The sequence below is a fragment of the Pseudomonas sp. LFS044 genome, assembly GCF_047978245.1.
Lineage (GTDB): Bacteria > Pseudomonadota > Gammaproteobacteria > Pseudomonadales > Pseudomonadaceae > Aquipseudomonas.
The window spans coordinates 20,267-38,931 of the sequence record NZ_JBFPFX010000013.1; the positions used below are offsets into that span (position 1 = coordinate 20,267).

The 18,665-nt window shown below is 64.5% G+C and carries 5 protein-coding genes; 3 read left to right on the forward strand and 2 right to left on the reverse strand.

All coding sequences use genetic code 11. The features are described from left to right. The first annotated feature begins 27 nt into the window (after positions 1-27). The 3 genes from ACNQPL_RS13030 to ACNQPL_RS13040 all read left to right on the forward strand — a co-directional run bounded on the left by ACNQPL_RS13030 (position 28) and on the right by ACNQPL_RS13040 (position 15,741). Positions 28-2,529, forward strand: a complete 2,502-nt coding sequence (locus tag ACNQPL_RS13030; protein WP_346615612.1) for a TonB-dependent siderophore receptor — start codon at positions 28-30, stop codon at positions 2,527-2,529. Between the two features lie 253 nt (positions 2,530-2,782). Continuing rightward, on the forward strand, positions 2,783-14,611 hold the full coding sequence (locus tag ACNQPL_RS13035; protein WP_416466970.1) for an amino acid adenylation domain-containing protein: 11,829 nt from the start codon (positions 2,783-2,785) through the stop codon (positions 14,609-14,611). 170 nt (positions 14,612-14,781) lie between these two features. Beyond that, positions 14,782-15,741 carry an alpha/beta hydrolase gene (locus tag ACNQPL_RS13040; RefSeq protein ID WP_416466971.1) on the forward strand — a complete coding sequence of 320 codons (960 nt, stop codon included), beginning with the start codon at positions 14,782-14,784 and terminating at the stop codon, positions 15,739-15,741. 44 nt (positions 15,742-15,785) lie between these two features. Here ACNQPL_RS13040 and ACNQPL_RS13045 read toward each other — a convergent pair whose 3' ends face one another. After that, positions 15,786-17,435, reverse strand: a complete 1,650-nt coding sequence (locus tag ACNQPL_RS13045; protein ID WP_346615615.1) for a cyclic peptide export ABC transporter — start codon at positions 17,433-17,435, stop codon at positions 15,786-15,788. A 105-nt stretch (positions 17,436-17,540) separates the two neighbouring features. Further along, the gene (locus ACNQPL_RS13050) at positions 17,541-18,650 is read right to left on the reverse strand and encodes an aminotransferase class I/II-fold pyridoxal phosphate-dependent enzyme (RefSeq protein ID WP_346615616.1); all 1,110 of its coding nucleotides are present in this window, start codon (positions 18,648-18,650) and stop codon (positions 17,541-17,543) included. Between the last annotated feature and the right edge of the window lie 15 nt (positions 18,651-18,665).

The window sequence follows — 18,665 nt, forward strand, 5'->3', positions numbered from 1 at the left end:
AAAGACCATCACGACAAGGGGATTACAATGGGTTCCGTAGTACGGCAAGGGCGGCGCAGGACGTCTTCACTGCATAAGCGCGCGGGCATTCTGTGCCTGTCCGTATCGGCGCTGCTGCTGGCGATGGGGGATGCGGCATTTGCCAAAGAGGTCAAGATCGATATCCCCAAGCAGCCGCTGGGCAGCGCCTTGCGCGAGTTTGGCGAGCAGACCGGCCTGCAGCTCCTTTATTCCCCCGAACTGATCGGCAACGCGCAATCGTCGCGCGTGTCCGGCAACATGGAATCGGAAACCGCGCTGCATCTGTTGCTCGAAGGTACCGGCTACAACTTCCAGATCGAAAACGGCGCAGTGATCCTGCTGCCCGCCACCAGCAGTAGCAACGGTGTCACGCTGCAGTCGACCGCCATCACCAGCCAGGGCATGGGCGAGATGACCGAGAACAGTGGGTCTTATACCACCGGTGCGGTGAGCGTGGGCTCCAAGACCCCGACCAGCTTGCGCGACACGCCGCAGTCGGTGTCGGTGTTGTCCAGCCAGTTGATCGAAGACCGAAGTGTCACCAGCCTGCAGGACGCGCTGAAAATGGCCCCGGGGGTCACGGTGCAGAAAACCACCAGCGACACCTACGAGTTCTACTCGCGCGGCTTCAACATCGACAGCATCCAGATCGACGGCGCCGCGCCCATGGCGTTGTCGTCGGTGGCCACCAGTTTCTATTCGCGCCGCTTGTACAACCTGGCCGAATTCGACCACGTGGAAGTGTTGCGTGGTTCGGGTGCGCTGTTTGGCGGTGTCGGTGACCCTGGTGGGGTCATCAACCTGGTGCGCAAGCGCCCGTTGTCGGACTTCCAGTTGAAGTTCGAGGCCGCCGCCGGCTCCTGGGACAACTACCGTTCGCAAGTCGACCTGACCGGCCCGTTGACCGACAGCGGCAACGTACGCGGCCGACTGGTGACCGCCTACACCGACCGCCAGTACTTCACGGATAAACTGGCCACGCAGAAACCCACCGTCTATGGGGTGTTCGAGGTCGACCTGGGCCCGCAGACCATCTTTACCCTGGGTGGCATGTATGAGAGCACCCACTCCAACTCGTCGTTGGGCCTGCCACGCTATACCACAGGCGCTGACATCGGGCTGGCGCGTCACACCAACCTGGGGCAGAACTGGTCCTACATGGACAACATTTCCCAGGAGATCTTCACCAAGGTCGACCACTACTTCGACAACGACTGGAAACTGAACGTCTCCTACACCAATACCCGCGACGCCGGCAAGGCGCTGGCAGCGGTATCGGGCAACGCCGTCAACCCGGTGACCCTGGCCGGGCCGGTCTGGCGCGCCAGCTACAACGTCTACTCCACCAGCCAGGACCTGCTCGACAGCAACCTTTCTGGCAGCTTCGATGCCTTTGGCCGCGAGCATGAGTTCGTGCTGGGGGCCGACTATCAACGCGTGACCAGCCGCTGGCAGGGTTCAGGGGTGTTCACCGGCACCGGTGTGCCCATCGACGTGTTCGACCCCGGTTACTGGAAGCCGACCACCACCTCGCTGGTGACCCCGCGTGACTACAGCCCCAACACTCAGGAACAGTACGGTTTGTATGGTCGCCTGACGTTGCAGGTGAGCGATCCGATGAAGGTCATCCTGGGAGGCCGGGCAGCCCGTTACCACTTCCAGCAGGTGTACACCAACGCCGGTGTGGTGCAGAGCGACATCGACATGCGCGAACCGACGCGTTTCGTGCCGTACTTCGGTGCCATCTACGACCTCGATGACCAATGGTCGCTGTATGGCAGCTACTCGAAGATCTACAAGCCTCAACAAAGCTACCTTCGCGGGCCAATCGGCAGTAACGACGTGCTGGAGCCGCTGGAGGGCAAGACCTCCGAGGTGGGCATCAAGGGTGAACTGTTCGAGGGCCGTTTGAACACCAGCCTTGCCGTGTTCTACACCAAGCGCAAGAACGGCGCGGTGCAGGACACCAACTATCCGCAGGCGTCGGTGTTGTATGGCGGCAGTTGCTGCTACGTGAACCAGGGCGAGGTGGTCAGCAAGGGTATCGAGCTGGAAGCAACGGGCGAAATCCTCAAGGATTGGAACCTGATGGCCAGCTACGTGTACAACTACAACAAGAACGAGACTGACAGCACGGCGTTGAGCACTATCACGCCCAAGCATCAATTCAAGGTGTGGTCGACCTACCAGCTGCCTGGAGAGTTTTCCGACTGGACCGTGGGCGGCGGGGTCGATCTGCAAAGCGCCACCTACGTCAGCGGTACCACGGTGCGAGTGGATGGCAATGGCAACGTTGTGGAGTCGAACATCCCGTTCGATTACAAGCAAAGTGGCTACGCGGTGTGGAACGCGCTGCTGCGCTACCGCGTGGATGACCACTGGACAGTGTCGCTCAACGCCAACAACCTGTTCGACAAATCGTACTACCAGACTGTTTCCAGCGCGGCGAACGGCAACTTCTACGGTGACCCGCGCAACTACATGCTGACGCTGCGTGGCGACTTCTAAGCTCTGTACGACAAGTCTCAAGGCTTTTCGTACAGAGCCTAAGCCCTCACTCGGCCGAGCTGCACAGCCCTGCACCGCCTGACAACAGGCGTCGACGCCGGCCAATTCCTGCCCAGGGATTGGCCGGCTTTGTTTTGCCCGGCCGGTCGGCTGCGGGCCCGCCACGGCTGGCCGGGTGTGTAAATTTCACCACAGGCCTTTCGTCATCTGAGGACGATCCAATTCCCGCTCCTTCGAAACGAGGCCGACACTGATGTCTTCCACCCCCCTGACCGATGATGATCTGCTGGCGCTGTTGATGGCTGACGACAGGGACGATCCAGGGGTCATTCGGCCTTTGGGTCGGCCGTTGACGTGTCAGGCGTCTTTCGCTCAGCAACGTCTGTGGGTGCTGCAGCAGCTGGACCCTGCCAGTTCGGCCTACCACCTGGCGCGCGCGCTGCGGCTGACGGGGCCCTTGCAAGTGCCTGTGCTGGAGGCGGCGCTGGAGCGGGTGGTGGCGCGTCATGAAATCCTGCGGACCGGTTTCGAAGCGGTCGATGGCCAGCCTATGCAGGTCGTGGCAACGGTGCGCCCGGTGCTGCAGGTCGAGCGCCTGGCCGCATCGAGCGAAGTCGAGCGCCGCCAGGCATTGGCCGAGCGCCTGCAAGCGTTGACCCTTCAGCCCTTCGAGCTGAGCCAGGCGCCGTTGCTGCGTTGTGTGCTTTTCGAGCTCGGGCCCGAGGAGCATGTGCTGTTCCTGAACATGCACCATATTGTCTCCGATGCCTGGTCCAACCCCATCCTGCTGCGTGACCTGACCCTGGCGTATGCCCAGGCCCTGCAGGGTGATACCGCGCCCTTGCCGGCACTGCCTGTGCAATACGCGGACTATGCCCACTGGCAACGCCATGTGTACCCCGGCACTGCCGACTACGCACGGGCTCAGGCCTACTGGCAGGACTACCTGGCAGGGGACATCGCGCCCTTGGCCTTGCCGTCGGATCGCCCGCTTCAGGTTGCGCAGCCGAGCGTCGCGGCCTTGCAGCGCATCAGCGTGCCCCAGGCACTGCTGGCACGTCTGCACGCGCAATGCGAAGTGCTCGGGCTGACACCCTTCGCCTTCGTACTGGGCGCCTGGCAGCTGTTGCTGGCGCGCTACAGCGGCCAGTCCGATTTCTGCGTAGGGGTGCCTAATGCCGCGCGCAACCGCGCGCAGATCCAGGAGCTGGTGGGTTACTTCGTCAACACCCAGCTGTACCGGGTGCAGGTCGACGGCGCGATGACCGGGCTGGCGTTCCTGCAGGCCATCCGCCGCCACTCCCTGGCCCTGCTGGAGCATGCCGACTGGCCGATCGAGATGCTCGAGCAACAGGGGCAGGCTGCTGCCACATTCGAGACCTTGTTCAACTGGCGAGTGGACGGCGACGGGCCGACGGCGCTGCGGCTGGGGGAAGTGGCCGTCGACTTCCTGCCGACGGGCCCGCAGCGGGCCAAGTTCGCCTTGTCACTGGATGTCGACTATGCCCCCGAGGCCATCAGCGGGACAGTCGAATATGACCCAGGGCAGTTCAGCCCTGAGACCATCGAGCGTCTGGGGCGCTATTGGCTGCAGGTGCTGGACGGTCTGCTTCAGGCGCCCGAGCGGCCCCTTGCCGAGCTGACGCTGCTGGATGCCGAGGAGCAGCGCCGCGTCATTGCCCAGTGGAACCCCGCGCTGACGGATTACCCGGCCGAACGCTGCCTGCATACCTGCATCGAGGCGCAAGTGGCCAGGGCGCCCCACGCCATCGCCGTCGTGGCGGGCGAGCAGCGGGTGACCTACGACGTGCTCAACCGCCGAGCCAACCGCCTTGCGCACCAGCTGCGGGCCTCGGGGGTAGGGCCGGACGTGCGCGTGGGGGTCGCGCTGGAGCGTGGCGTGGACATGGTGGTAGGCCTGTTGGCCATTCTCAAGGCGGGCGGCGCCTACGTGCCGATGGACCCTGAGTACCCGCAGGAGCGGCTGGCCTATATGCTGGCCGACAGCGCCATCACCTTGCTGGTGACACATAGCCAATCGCGCGGCCAGTTGCCCGAGGTCGAAGGGGTAAGGTGCATCGAGCTCGATCAGATACCGGCGCTGGATGGCTACCCTGACACCAACCTTGCCAATATCACCCATCCGGGCAACCTGGCTTACGTCATCTACACCTCGGGTTCCACGGGCAAGCCCAAGGGCACTTTGCTGCCCCATCAGAACGTGACACGCCTGTTCCAGGCGACACAGGCAGATTTTCATTTCGATGAGAACGACGTCTGGAGCGTGTTCCATTCCTATGCATTCGATTTCTCCGTGTGGGAGCTGTTCGGCGCCCTGTTGCATGGCGCCACCGCAGTGATCGTGCCGCGGGATGTGGCGCGGTCGGCCGAGGACTTTCATGCCTTGCTGGTACGTGAACGGGTCACGGTGCTTAACCAGACGCCGTCGGCCTTCGCCCCATTGATTGCGGTCGCCTGCGCGCCCGCCAACCGTCATCTGGCCTTGGCGCTGCGCTACGTGGTGTTTGGCGGCGAGGCCCTGGACGTCAGCAGCCTTGCCCCCTGGTTCGAGCATTTCGGCGACCAGCATCCGCAGTTGATCAACATGTACGGCATTACCGAAACCACGGTGCATGTCACGTACCGAGCGTTGAGCCGCGCCGACCTGGCGTTGCAAGGCGCCAGCCCGATTGGCGAGGTCATCGATGACCTCTCCTGGTACCTGCTGGACCACGATTTCAACCTGGTCGCACCCGGTTGCCAGGGGGAATTGCATGTCGGCCGCGCCGGCCTGGCGCGCGGTTACCATGGGCGCCCGGGTTTGACCGCCGAGCGATTCGTCCCCGACCCGTTCGATGACAGCCCGCTGGGCGGTGGGCGCCTGTACCGTACGGGTGACCTTGCCGGCTACCGGATCGATGGCGTCATCGACTACCGGGGACGTATCGATCACCAGGTCAAGATTCGTGGTTTCCGCGTCGAGCTGGGCGAAATCGAAGCCAAACTGCAAAACCATGAAGCCATTGCCAAGGCAGTGGTGCTCGACAGGGATGGGCCGGGCGGCAAGCAATTGGTCGCCTACCTGCTGACCGAAGGTGAGCGCGCCGCTGACGCCCCGCAACAGGACACGCTGCGCAACGCACTGCGCGATTACCTGCGGGGGCTGCTGCCGGATCACATGGTCCCTGCGCACCTGATCTTCCTGCAGGCGTTGCCATTGACGGTCAATGGCAAGCTCGATCGCAAGGCGCTGCCCGCCCCGCAGGCCACCCTTGGTGCCGGGTACGTGGCACCCGAAGGCGGTCACGAGCACGCTATCGCCAGCCTTTGGGCCCAGGTGCTCAAGGTGCAGCGCGTAGGGCGTTACGACAACTTCTTCGAGCTGGGTGGGCATTCGCTGCTGGCTACCCAGGTGATTTCGCGGTTGCGCCAGGTGCTGAACATCGACCTGCCCTTGCGCACCTTGTTCGAGACGCCGGTACTGGCAAGCTTTGCGGCGTTGGCAGGGCAGGGCAGCCTGGACAGTGCGCCGCCCTTCACAACCGTGGATCGTACCCTGCCGCTGAGCCTGTCCTATGCGCAGCACCGGCAATGGTTCCTGTGGCAACTGGAGCCCGAAAGCTGCGCGTACAACATCCCGGCGGCGTTGCGCCTGCGGGGGCAGTTGGACGTCGCGGCGCTGGCCCGCAGTTTCGACGCGCTGGTAGTGCGCCATGAAACCTTGCGCACGAGCTTCCAGATCGAGGCCGGGCAGGCGGTGCAAGTGGTGCATGCGCACATGCCATTCGCACTGCAGGCCGAGCCGGTCGCCCCGCCAGCGGGCGAGGCGCTGGAGGGGTGGCTCAAGGGCCAGATCGAAAGGGAAACCCAACGCCCCTTCGACCTCGCGCAAGCCCCGCTCTTGCGGGTGAAACTGCTGCGCCTGGCGGATGACGACCATGTGCTGATACTCACCTTGCACCATATCGTTACCGATGGCTGGTCGATGCCCATCCTGGTCGAAGAGCTGGAGCATTACTACGCCGGTTTCTGCACTGGCCAGGTGGTGCCACTGCCTGAGCTGGCGGTGCAATACGCCGACTACGCAGCATGGCAGCGGCAGTGGATGCAAGCCGGTGAGCAGGATCGCCAGCTGGCGTATTGGAAACAGCAGTTGGGCGGCGAGCAGCCGGTGCTGGAGCTGCCCACCGACCGCCCGCGCCCGGCCGTGCAGAGCCTGGTCGGGGCCAACCATGAGATCGTGCTGGATGAGGCGCTTGCCGAAGCGCTCAAGGCGCTGGCCAGGCAGCACAATGCAACGTTGTTCATGGTCCTGCTGGCCAGTTTTCAGGTGTTGCTGCACCGCTACTCAGGGCAACGGGACATCCGCGTGGGAGTGCCGATCGCCAACCGCAATCGAGCGCAGATCGAGCGCCTGATCGGCTTTTTCGTCAATACCCAGGTGCTGCGCGCCGACTGCGATCCGCAGGTGTCCTTCAGCGCGCTGCTGGGGCAGGTCAAGGACACTGCCCTGGCGGCCCAGGCCCATCAGGACCTGCCGTTCGAGCAACTGGTGGAAGCGCTGCAGCCAGAACGCAGCCTGAGCCACAGCCCGTTGTTCCAGGTGATGCTCAATCACCAGACCCAGGTGCGTGGCGAAACCCAAGCGCTGCCGGGCCTTACACTGCAGCGGCTGTCGTGGGAGCGCCACAGTGCGCAGTTCGACCTGACCTTGAACACCTTCGAGCATGAGCACGGCCTGGGCGCCTCGTTGAGCTACGCCACCGCGCTGTTCGACCGGCAGACCGTGCAGGCCTTGGCCGATAACTGGCGCGTACTGCTGCAAAGCATCGTCGAGCAGCCTGAAGCGCGTATCGCCGACCTGGCGCTGCTTGATGCACAAGCCCGCCAGCAGGTCATCAAGGCCTGGAACCCGGCGCCGGCGCAGCAGCAGGTCGAGCAGTGCTTGCACCAGGCTATCGAGGCCCATGCCGCCCGTTCGCCGCAGGCGGTAGCTGTGACGTGCGAGGGCCGACAACTGACCTACCGCCAGCTCAATCAGCGCGCCAACCGCTTGGCTCGCCAGTTGCGGGGCCTGGGCGTAGGCCCGGACGTGCGGGTGGGCGTTGCCATGGCGCGCAGCCTGGACATGGTGGTTGGGCTGCTGGGGATTCTCAAGGCCGGTGGTGCCTATGTGCCCCTGGACCCCGAATACCCCGAGGACCGCCTGGCCTACATGATCGAAGACAGTGGGATCACCTTGCTGCTGACGCAGCCCGACCTCTCGGGGCAGCTGCCCTTGGCCCCGGGGGTGCAGAGCCTGGTGCTGGGGCAGGACGAACCCGCGCTCGACGCTGACGACCTCCATGACCTGGACAACCAGACGTCGCCTGAGAACCTGGCCTATGTGATCTATACGTCGGGCTCCACCGGCAGGCCCAAGGGGACGTTGCTGCCGCATGCCAATGTGATGCGTCTGTTCCAGGCCACCCAGGGCTGGTTCCAGTTCAATGCCGAGGATGTCTGGAGCGTCTTCCACTCCTATGCCTTCGACTTTTCCGTGTGGGAGCTGTTCGGCGCGCTGCTGCATGGCGCCCGGGCGGTCATCGTCCCGCGCGACGTGGCGCGCTCGCCGGAGGACTTTCATGCCCTGCTGGTACATGAGCAAGTTACGGTACTCAATCAGACACCGTCGGCGTTCAAGCAACTGGCTGCCATTGCCTGCCAGCCGGTACATGACCCGGCGGCGCTGGCCTTGCGCTACGTCGTGTTTGGCGGCGAGGCGCTGGATATCGCCAGCCTCAGGCCGTGGTTCGAGCGCTTCGGTGACCAGCGCCCCCAGTTGATCAACATGTACGGCATCACCGAAACCACGGTGCACGTCACCTACCGCCCGTTGCGGCTGGCCGATGTGCAGCGCGAAGGCCTGAGCCCGATCGGCGAGGTCATTCCCGATTTGTCCTGGTACCTGCTGGACGCCAACCTCAACCTGGCCGTGGCCGGCAGCCATGGCGAACTGCACATCGGCCAGGCGGGGCTTGCGCGTGGCTATCATCAGCGCCCGGCGCTGACCGCGGAACGCTTCATTCCCGACCCGTTCGACCGCAGCCCTCAGGGCGGCGGCCGGCTGTACCGTACCGGTGACCTGGCGCGCTACCGCGCCGAAGGCGGCATCGACTATGTGGGCCGTATCGATCATCAAGTGAAGATCCGCGGCTTCCGGATCGAGTTGGGTGAAATCGAAGCGCGCCTGCAGGCGCACCCTCGCGTTGGCGAGGCGGTGGTGCTGGCTGTCGACGGCCCTGGCGGCAAGCAGCTGGTTGCCTACCTGATCACCAATGAGGCGCAGCCGCTGCAGCTGGCCGCTGAGCATCAATTGCGCAGCGAACTGCGGGATTACCTGCTGGCCGGCCTGCCGGACCATATGGTGCCCGCGCACCAGGTGTTCTTGACTGCCTGGCCACTCACCACAAACGGCAAACTCGACCGCAAGGCACTGCCGGCACCTGATTCCACACACGTGCGGCAAACCTTCGTGGCCCCGGAAACGCCCTTGCAACAACAGATTGCAGCGGTATGGGCCGATGTGTTGAAACTGGACCGCGTGGGGCTTGCAGATAACTTCTTTGAATTGGGTGGCGACTCGATCATCTCGATCCAGGTAGTCAGCCGAGCGCGCCAGGCGGGCATCCGTTTCACGCCCAAGCAGCTGTTCCAGCACCAGACCGTGCAGGGGCTGGCCACGGTGGCCAGGCAGGGCGAGCAGGGTGAAATGCTGATCGACCAGGGACCTGTCACAGGCCGGGCCCTGCTACTGCCGATCCATCAGTATTTCTTCGATGAGTCGATCCCGGAGCGGCATCACTGGAACCAGGCCCTGTTACTGCAGCCGGTCGAGGCCTTGGACGCTCAGGTACTGGAGGGTGCGCTGCAGGCGTTGATCGCCCACCACGATGCCTTGCGCTTGAGTTTCACCCAGGCCGATAACGGTGGTTGGCAGGGCCATTACCAGGACGTCGCGCAGCAACCGTCGTGCTTCTGGCACGAGACGGTGGCCGATGTCACGGCGCTGGAAGCCTTGTGCGAGCGCGCCCAGCGCAGCCTCGACCTGGCCCAGGGGCCATTGCTGCGCGCGGTGTTCGCCACCTTGCCCGATGGCGGCCAACGGCTGTTGCTGGCGATTCACCACCTGACGGTGGACGGGGTGTCCTGGCGCATCCTGCTGGAAGACCTGCAGACCGCGTATGGCCAACTGCGGGCAGGGCAGCCCGTCAGTCTGCCGGCCAAGACCAGTTCTACCCGTGCATGGGCCGAAAACCTGCGCGATTATGCCCAAGGCATCGGGCTCGAGCAGTTGCCGTACTGGCAAGCCCTGTTGACGGATGTGCAGGCCGATCTGCCTTGCGACAACCCTTCAGGGTCGCTGCAAGGGGTACACATGGCGGTCGCCCATACCCGCTTGAATGCCGAGGATACCCGCGCCCTGTTGCAACAGGCGCCGGCGGCCTATCGCACCCAGGTCAACGACCTGTTGCTGACCGCCCTGGCTCGAGTGATTGCGCGCTGGACTGCGGCCGAGCATGTGCTGGTGCAGTTGGAGGGGCATGGCCGCGAGGACCTGTTCGACAGCGTGGACCTGACCCGTACCGTGGGTTGGTTTACCAGTATGTTCCCGGTCAAGCTCAGCCCTGCGCCATCGCTCGCGCATTCGCTCAAGTGCATCAAGGAGCAGCTGCGGGCTATCCCCGACAAAGGGGTGGGCTTTGGTGCGTTGCGCTACCTTGCCGATGAGCCCACCCGTCAGGCCTTGGCCGCCTTGCCGGTGCCGCGCATCACGTTCAACTACCTGGGGCAATTCGACGGCAGCTTCGCCGAGCCCACGGGCGAGGGCGGCCAAGGGGCCGGGCTGCTGACCCCGGCAGCAGAAAGCAGCGGCGCCAGCCTGAGCAGCGAAGCGCCTCTGGGTAACTGGCTGTCCATCAATGGTCGCGTCTATGGGGGGGAGCTGAGCCTGGGCTGGAGCTTCAGCCGGGAGATGTTCAAGCCGGAATCGGTGCAGCAGCTGGCGGATGAATACGCCGCCGAGCTCAAGGCCCTGATCGCCCATTGCGTCAGCGGCGAAGTGGCGGGCATCACCCCATCGGACGTGCCGCTGTCTGGCCTCGATCAAGTGCAACTGGACAGCCTGCCCGTTGCGGCAGCGCACATCGAAGACATCTACCCGCTGTCGCCCATGCAACAGGGCATGCTGTTCCATGCCAGCGAAGACGATCAGGCAGACCTGTACATCAACCAGACCAGCGTGCCGGTCACCGGGCTGGATGCCACGCGTTTCATCGACGCCTGGCAACAAGTGGTTGCCCATCATCCGATCCTGCGCACAAGCTTCCATCAAGGGGCACCTTTGGTTGAACCGGTGCAGCTGGTGCAGCGCCAGGCGCAGCTGGACATTCGCCTGCTGGACTGGTCGTCCAGAGCAGTGAGCGACGATGAGTTGGCGCAACAGGTGCTGGATGATCGTCGCCGTGGTTTCGACCTGGCCCAGGCGCCACTGATGCGGCTGACCCTGATAAGCCTGGCGGACCGTCATCATCTGATCTGGACCAGCCATCACCTGTTGATGGACGGTTGGAGCGCCTCACGGTTGATTGCCGATGTGCTGGCCAGCTACGCAGGCCAGGCCCTCGAGGCCCAAACGTGCCGTTACCGTGACTATATCGACTGGTTGCAGCGCCAGGACCTGCAGGCCGCCCAGCGCTTCTGGGAAGAAAAACTGGACGGGGAGGGTGCCGCGACGCTGCTCGCCGACGCATTGCCGCAGCCTGCGGCGCCATTGCCCGGGCATGCCGCGCTCTACCTGAAGTGGGACCAGGCGCGAACCCAGGCGCTGCAGGACTTCGCCCAACGCCAGCGGATCACGCCCAACACCTTGATCCAGGCCGTGTGGTTGCTGCTGCTGCAACGCTACACCGGCCAGGACCGCGTGTGCTTCGGCGCCACCGTGGCCGGCCGACCGGCAGACGTGGTCGGTGCCGACAAACTGCTGGGCCTGTTCATCAATACCATCCCGGTGATTCAGCGCCCCGTTGTTACCCAGCCTGTTTCGCAGTGGTTGCAGGCGCTGCAGACCTACAACCTGGAGGCCCGCGACTTCGAGCACACCTCGCTGGCCGACATCCAGCGCTGGAGCGGCCGCAGTGGCTTGCCCCTGTTCGACAGCATCATCGTGTTCGAGAACTACCCGATCGATGACCGCTTGCAGCAAGGCGTAGGCGGCCCTTTGAGCTTCGGGCAGGTGCAAACGCGGGATGTTACCAACTACGCCATGGACCTGGCGGTGAACCTGGGCAACACCCTGAGCATCGAGTTCCTCTACCTGCGCAACCGCTTCAGTGAGCCGGTGGTTGCGAACATCGTCGCCGCGTTCGACACCCTGCTCGACGCCATCCTGGCCAACCCCGAGGCATGCCTGGGCAACTTGCCCCTGTGCGCCCCTGGGTTGCCGGCGGCGGCCACCGCCCTGCCGGCGCGCACCTCGGTGGCCGAGCTGATTGCCGCCCAAGCGCAGCGCTCAGGCGATGCCATAGCGGTGGTCTGCGCGGAGCAATCCCTGAGCTATGGAGCATTGGAGCAGCGTGCCAACCAGCTGGCGCACGTGCTGGTAGCGCGGGGTATCGGGCCGGAAAGCCGGGTTGGAGTGGCCCTGGAACGTTCGGTGGACAGCATCGTGGCGTTCTATGCCGTGCTCAAGGCCGGCGCGGCCTACGTGCCGCTGGACATCGACTACCCTCGTGAACGCCTGGAATGGATCATCCAGGATTCGGGCATGGCGCTGCTGCTGACCCACTCGGCGCTGCTGGCACGTCTGCCCGTCACGCCGGGGTCCGGATGCCTGGTCCTGGAAGGCCTGGACCTGGCGGCCCAGCCCGGCAGCGCACTGCAGGTACGGGTAAACGAGCAGAACCTGGCCTACATGATCTACACCTCGGGTTCCACCGGCCAGCCCAAGGGCGTGGCGGTGAGCCATGGGCCGTTGAGCATGCACTGCCAGGCGATCATCGAACGCTACGGCATGGACCGTGACACCCGCGAGCTGCTGTTCATGTCCTTCGCCTTCGACGGCGCCCAAGAGCGCTGGCTGTCGACGATGCTGGCCGGAGGGCGGCTGGTAATGCGTGACAGCCAGCTATGGACCGCCGAGCAGACCCTGCAGGTGCTGCGCGACCAGGCGATCACCATCGCCTGTTTCCCGCCGGCCTACCTGCAGCAACTGGCCGAGCAGGCTGCCACAGAGGTGTTGCCGCCGCCCGCAGTGCACACTTACTGCTTCGGCGGCGACGCGGTGGCGCAGGCGACTTTCGAGTTGGTCAAGGCCAGCCTGCAACCGCGCTACCTGACCAATGGCTATGGCCCGACCGAAACCGTGGTGACCCCGCTGCTGTGGAAGGTCGCTGGTGATCAGCCTTGCGGCGGCCCGATCGCGCCGATTGGTGAAGCCGTGGGCGCGCGTGAGTTGTACGTACTGGACGATCAGCTGAACCTGTTGCCCGATGGCGTGGCCGGTGAGTTGTACATCGGCGGCGAGGGCCTGGCGCGGGGTTATCACCAGCGTCCGGGGCTCACCGCCGAGCGTTTCGTGGCCAACCCGTTCCAGGCCGGTGGCCGGTTGTACCGCAGTGGCGACCTGGTGCGCCGGCGCGCCGACGGCATCTACGACTATCTGGGGCGTCTGGACCAGCAGGTTAAGATTCGCGGCTTCCGTATCGAGCTTGGCGAAATCGAGGCGCGCCTGCGTGCCTGCGAAAGCGTGCGCGATGCGGTCGTGAGCGTGTTGGGCGAGGGCGCCGACAAGCGCCTGGTGGGGTATGTCACCAGCTCCGCCAGCGAGGACATCGGCGAGTCGCTGCGCGAGCAGCTGCGTGCGCTGCTGCCCGATTACATGGTGCCCGCCCGTGTTCTGGTGCTGGACGCCCTGCCGCTCAACCCGAACGGCAAGGTGGACCGCAAGGCGCTGCCCGACCCGGACTTCAGCGAGCCTGCGGCGCGTCATGTTGCGCCGCGCAACCTGTTCGAGGAGCAATTGGCACAGATATGGGCCGATGTGCTGGGCGTGGAAAGGGTGGGGGTGACGGACAACTTCTTCGAACGGGGCGGCGACTCGCTGCGCAGCCTGAAAGTGATATCGCGCGTGCGCAGCCTTCAACGTGAAGGGTTTGAACTCAAACTGCGTGACCTCATGACCCGGCCGACGATCGCTGAACTGTCCGGTTACAGCGAGCCGACGGCCGGGGCACTGGACCCGCTGCTGTTGCTCAATGAGCCGGTGAGCGGCGTACCGCCGCTGTTCTGCCTGCATGCAGGGTTCGGCACGGTGTTCGACTACGAGCCTTTGGCACGTCGCCTGACGGGCGAGTGCAGCGTTTACGGCGTGCAGTGCCGGATGCTGCTGGACCCGGGCTGGCAGGACGAGTCATTGCCCGCCATGGCCATCGACTATGCCCAGTACATTCGCCAGAAGCAGCCCAGCGGCCCTTATCGCTTGCTGGGGTGGTCGCTGGGCGGCGTCCTTGCGGTGTTGGTGGCCGCTGAATTGCAGCAGCAGGGGCAGGTTGTGGAGCATGTATCGCTGGTGGACAGCTTCATCCCGGGTGAGGCCGAGCCTGCCGCAGCATCCGAGGCCTTTGACTGGCGCCAGGAACTGGCCGGTTTCTGTCAGGTAATGAATGTCGTCAAGCCTGCCGGTGCGTTGCCTTCGACCCACCAGGCCTCAACCTTGCCGTCGTTGCCACAGCTCACGGCGTACTTCGCCACAGGCGCTGACGCAGGGACGGGGTTCGATGCCGAAGACCTGGCCCAGGCGTTCATTGTCGGGTTGCGGTTGCGCGCCTTGTCGTTGCAAGCACTGACGTTGCCGATGCTGTCCGGGGCGGTGGGCTTCTGGTGGGCACAGGCCGCGGTTGGGCAGGTGCTCACAGATTTCGAACGGCAAGTGGCTGTCGCGTCGACCCAGGTAGCGCTGGACACCGATCATTACAGCATTCTCAGGCATTCGCGCTTGCTGGATGGGGTGGCCCACGCTCTGGCCAACGAGGTGTCTGCCTAACCACCCAGCGCACGGAGCGGCGGCTGTCGGGCGCTGCTCCGACTGCGTCAGACCTTCGATATGACTGTGCCCCATCGCACCCCGGACCGGCCGCTTCATGGCCGCGCTGTCGGCGCGTGGGGCTTCTTGCTTTCACGTGTATGAAGTCCGTTCTTCAAGGAGAATCAAAGATGTCGCTGCATCCCGATCTGGAAGCTTTTCTGGAATTGGTGGAGCTTGGCAGGGCTACCGGTAAAAGCCTGCCCATGCATGAGCAGAGTGTCGAGCAGGCGCGCGAGGAGTTCGAGCTGAGTGCCCTGTTGCTCGACCCCGCCCCGCCGCAAGATACCGCGGTCACCCCGCTGCAGATTCCCACCCGCGACGGCGCACGGTTGCCGGCGCGGCTGTACCGTGCTCCTGCCTGTCAGAACCAGGGGCCGGTGATCCTCTATTTCCATGGCGGCGGTTACGTGGTCGGTAGCCTGGACTCCCATGACATGGTCTGTCGTCGCCTGTCGCAAGCCACTGGCTATGCGGTGCTGGCCCCCGCCTATCGCCTGGCGCCCGAACATCGCTTTCCGGCCGCAGTGCACGACGCCCACGACAGCGCCTGTTGGCTGGCCGACAATGCCGCACAACTGGGCCTGGACGCGAGGCGGATCGTGGCGGCGGGGGATAGCGCTGGCGCCACCCTGGCCACGTTGCTGGCGCGCACCGCTGCCCTGCAAGGTGCTGACGCCGGCTTCGCGCTGGCGGCGCAGGTGCTGTTCTACCCGGTCTGCGACGCCTCGGTCACGTACCCGTCAAGCCGCGCTTACGCCGAGGGTTACCTGCTGGAGCACAAGACCATGGACTGGTTCTACCAGCACTACCTCGACACGCTGGGCAAGCGCGAGGATTGGCAGGTGTCGCCGCTGTTGGCTGCTGATATGCCGCCCTTGGCGCCCGCTTACGTCAGCGTGGCGCAATACGACCCGCTGCGCGATGAAGGGCTGGCCTATGCCGCGTTCCTGCAGCGGGGTGGTACGCCGGTGCACCTGAGGGAGGAAAAGGGGCTGACCCACGACTACCTGAGGATGTCGGGGGTGATCAATGGCGGGGTAGAAACGCTGTACCAGGCTGCAGCCCACTGGTTGCGGCAGCAGGGCTGAAATGCAAACCGCCGGCAGCGCAAGGCTGCCGGCGGCTTCGGCAATCACGCAACGTTCAGCTCGCAGAGCACCTTGCCTGCTTCCATGCGCACCAACTGGTCGGCCACGTCGAAATAGCGGTCGTCATGGCTGATGACGATGATGGTCTTGCCCAGTTTTTTCAGTTCCGGCAGCAGTTCGGTGTAGAACACACGGCGGAATGTAGGGTCCTGGTCTGCCGCCCATTCATCGAACACCAGCACCGGGCGCTCTTCCAGCCAGGCATTGATCAGCGCAAGGCGCTTGCGTTGCCCGGTGGACAGATCGGTGGTGCTGAACACGCCATCGCGGATACTCACCTTGTGTGCGATCTCCAGGCGCTTGAGGTAAGTCTGGGCACTTTCCGGCACTTGCTGCGATCCCATGGCAGGGTCGTCGAACAGGTAGTAGTCGGCAAAAATAGTGGTGAACAGCTGGCGGTAGTCATCGCGGTGTTTTGCGTCGATGGCCTGACCATCGATGCGGATCTCCCCCTGCTGCGGCGCATACAGCCCCAGCAGCAGCTTGATCAGGGTGGTTTTGCCGCAGCCGTTCTCGCCGACGATGAAAACGATGTCGCCCTGCTTGATCTCGAGGTTCACCGGGCCCAGCACGAAGGGCGCGCTACCCTCCACAGGCGGGAACGCATAGCGTACATCACGCATCTGCAGCGTGTTGAGGCCGGTCAGTTGGCTCTTGCGATCCTCCAGCAGCAGGTGCGGCTCGGGCGAAGAAAACTGTTCGGACAGCTCGGCGATGCGGCGGAAGGCGATCTGCGCGCGGCTGACGATGGGCAAGGTGCCTACCAGGTGTTCCAGTGGGCCCTTCATGTACAGCAGCACCAGCACGAAGCCGCTCATCACCGAGGCATCTGCGGCCGGCCACAGGGACTGCAGCACCAGCGCCGCGCCGATCACCACGAAGAACAGCATGGAGCCAAAGCTTTTGGCCACGACGAAGGTATTGATCGAGCGAATCTGAGTGTCGCGGATGCGGTCGGCAGTGCCTTGGATGTGGCGGCTGAACATGCGTTGCCGACGTGGCCGGTGGATGCGTAGCTCCTTGGCGCCTGCGGCGATGGCGTTGTAATGCTTCTGCAGCTCGTCCTCGGCATCGCGCGCCGCCAGGAAGCCCTTCATGCCTTTGGCCCGGGCCAGGTACTGCGCGGCGGTGCCCAGAGCGATGGCCACCAGCATCAACAGGAACATCGGCCATGACAGCAGCGCGAGGTAGCCCAGGCAGCCCAGCGTCACGGTCATGGAGATCGCCAGCGGGGCGAAGGCGAAGGCGAAGTCGCTGATGGTGTCCACGTCATGGGTCAGTACCGGGATCAGGCGGTGACTGCGATAACGCTCGATCTGCTCGATGGGTGCGGACAGCACCTTTTCGCCCAGTTCCTTGCGCAACGTGGCGATGATGTACTGGCCCACGCGGTTGGTGCCCAGGTCGGAAAAGATCGAGCTGGACAACGCCACCAGGCACAACCCGGCGAACAGCCATACCACCCCCTGGCCCAGGCCGCTCTGGGCATGCAGCGAGCGATTGATGGTGGCCAGCAGGACGGTAATGCTCAAACCGCCGATCACGCCCAGCAGGACTGACCCCAGCACGGTGTACTTGAACGGACGCAGCAGGATGAACAACTCCCGCAGCGCGCTTTTAGGTTGCGGTGACATGGTGTACTCCTTGTGAGGCATCGGGCGCAGGTTAAGTGCACACATGCGCGAATAGAGAGGTCAGGCGCGGCACGAGCGCCAGGATCCAGCGGCGGCGCGTGCCCGTCATCGAGCCTTCATGACCTGGTCAAAGGCCGCCAGAAACGCCTGCATCTGCTGCGGGGTACCCACGGTCACGCGCATCCAGTCAGGCCACGCATCGAACACGCGTCCCACCCGGACCTTGCGCTCGGCCAGTGCCTCGATCACCGGTTGCGCAGGGCGCCCGAGCGCTATCATGAAGCAGTTCGCCTGGGCGTCCGTGCAGCGGTAGCCGGCGGCGCGCAGGCGCTGGGTGGTGTCCAGCAGCACCTGCTGGTTGGTGCGCTTGCGTTCGCTGACCAGATCTGCCTGTTCGAGGCAGGCGATGCCCCCCAGGGAGGCCGCCAGCGAAATGAAGTTGCGCCCATTGAGCCGCTGCAGGTCGTTCAGCACTGCAGGCCTGGCGATGGCCAGCCCCAGGCGTGCGCCTGCCATGCCATACAGCTTGGAGAAGGTGCGCAGGACCATGACATCATCGTGCTGCACGGCCAGGTCCAGGCACGGTGGGGCGTCGCTGAAATGGATATAAGCTTCATCGATGATCGCCAGGCAGCCGGCGGGTTTGTGCTTGACCACATGCTCGATGTCGGCGCGTGGGGTGAGCGTGCCTGTGGGGTTGTTGGGGTTGCACAGGTAGATAACCCCGGGGTTGCTGTCGACGGCCAACATACCGCGCACATCATGGGCGTGGCGGGCATCGAGCGGCACCTCGTGCACTGCCGCGCCCACGCTCCTGGCGCCGGCAGCCACCGAGTCGTAGGTGGGCGCGGCCGTGACTACAGAGCGTTGGCCAGCGTACCGCGCCAGCGCGTACTGCAGGGGTGATCGCGACCCGCAGAACACGGCCACGTGGTCGCGGGGTACTTGATTCTGCCGGGCGAACAGTTCGATCAGGCGCACCTGTTGTTCGTAGTAGTAACGCCCGCTCTGGCGGGCGCCGAGCTCGAGCGCCTTGACCGCTGACGGGCACGGACCATACGGGCTTTCGTTGTAGTCCAGGCGCACGATGTCATCGCCAAAGATCGGGTCTATGCCAGTGCTGGCAGGCGCTTGCGTTGCCCAGGCAGGCAGGGCAGGGGCGACGCTGGCCAGCGCGGCGGTGGTGACGAAGCGTCGTCGACTCAAAGCACTCATGGTGGTTCTCCCTGT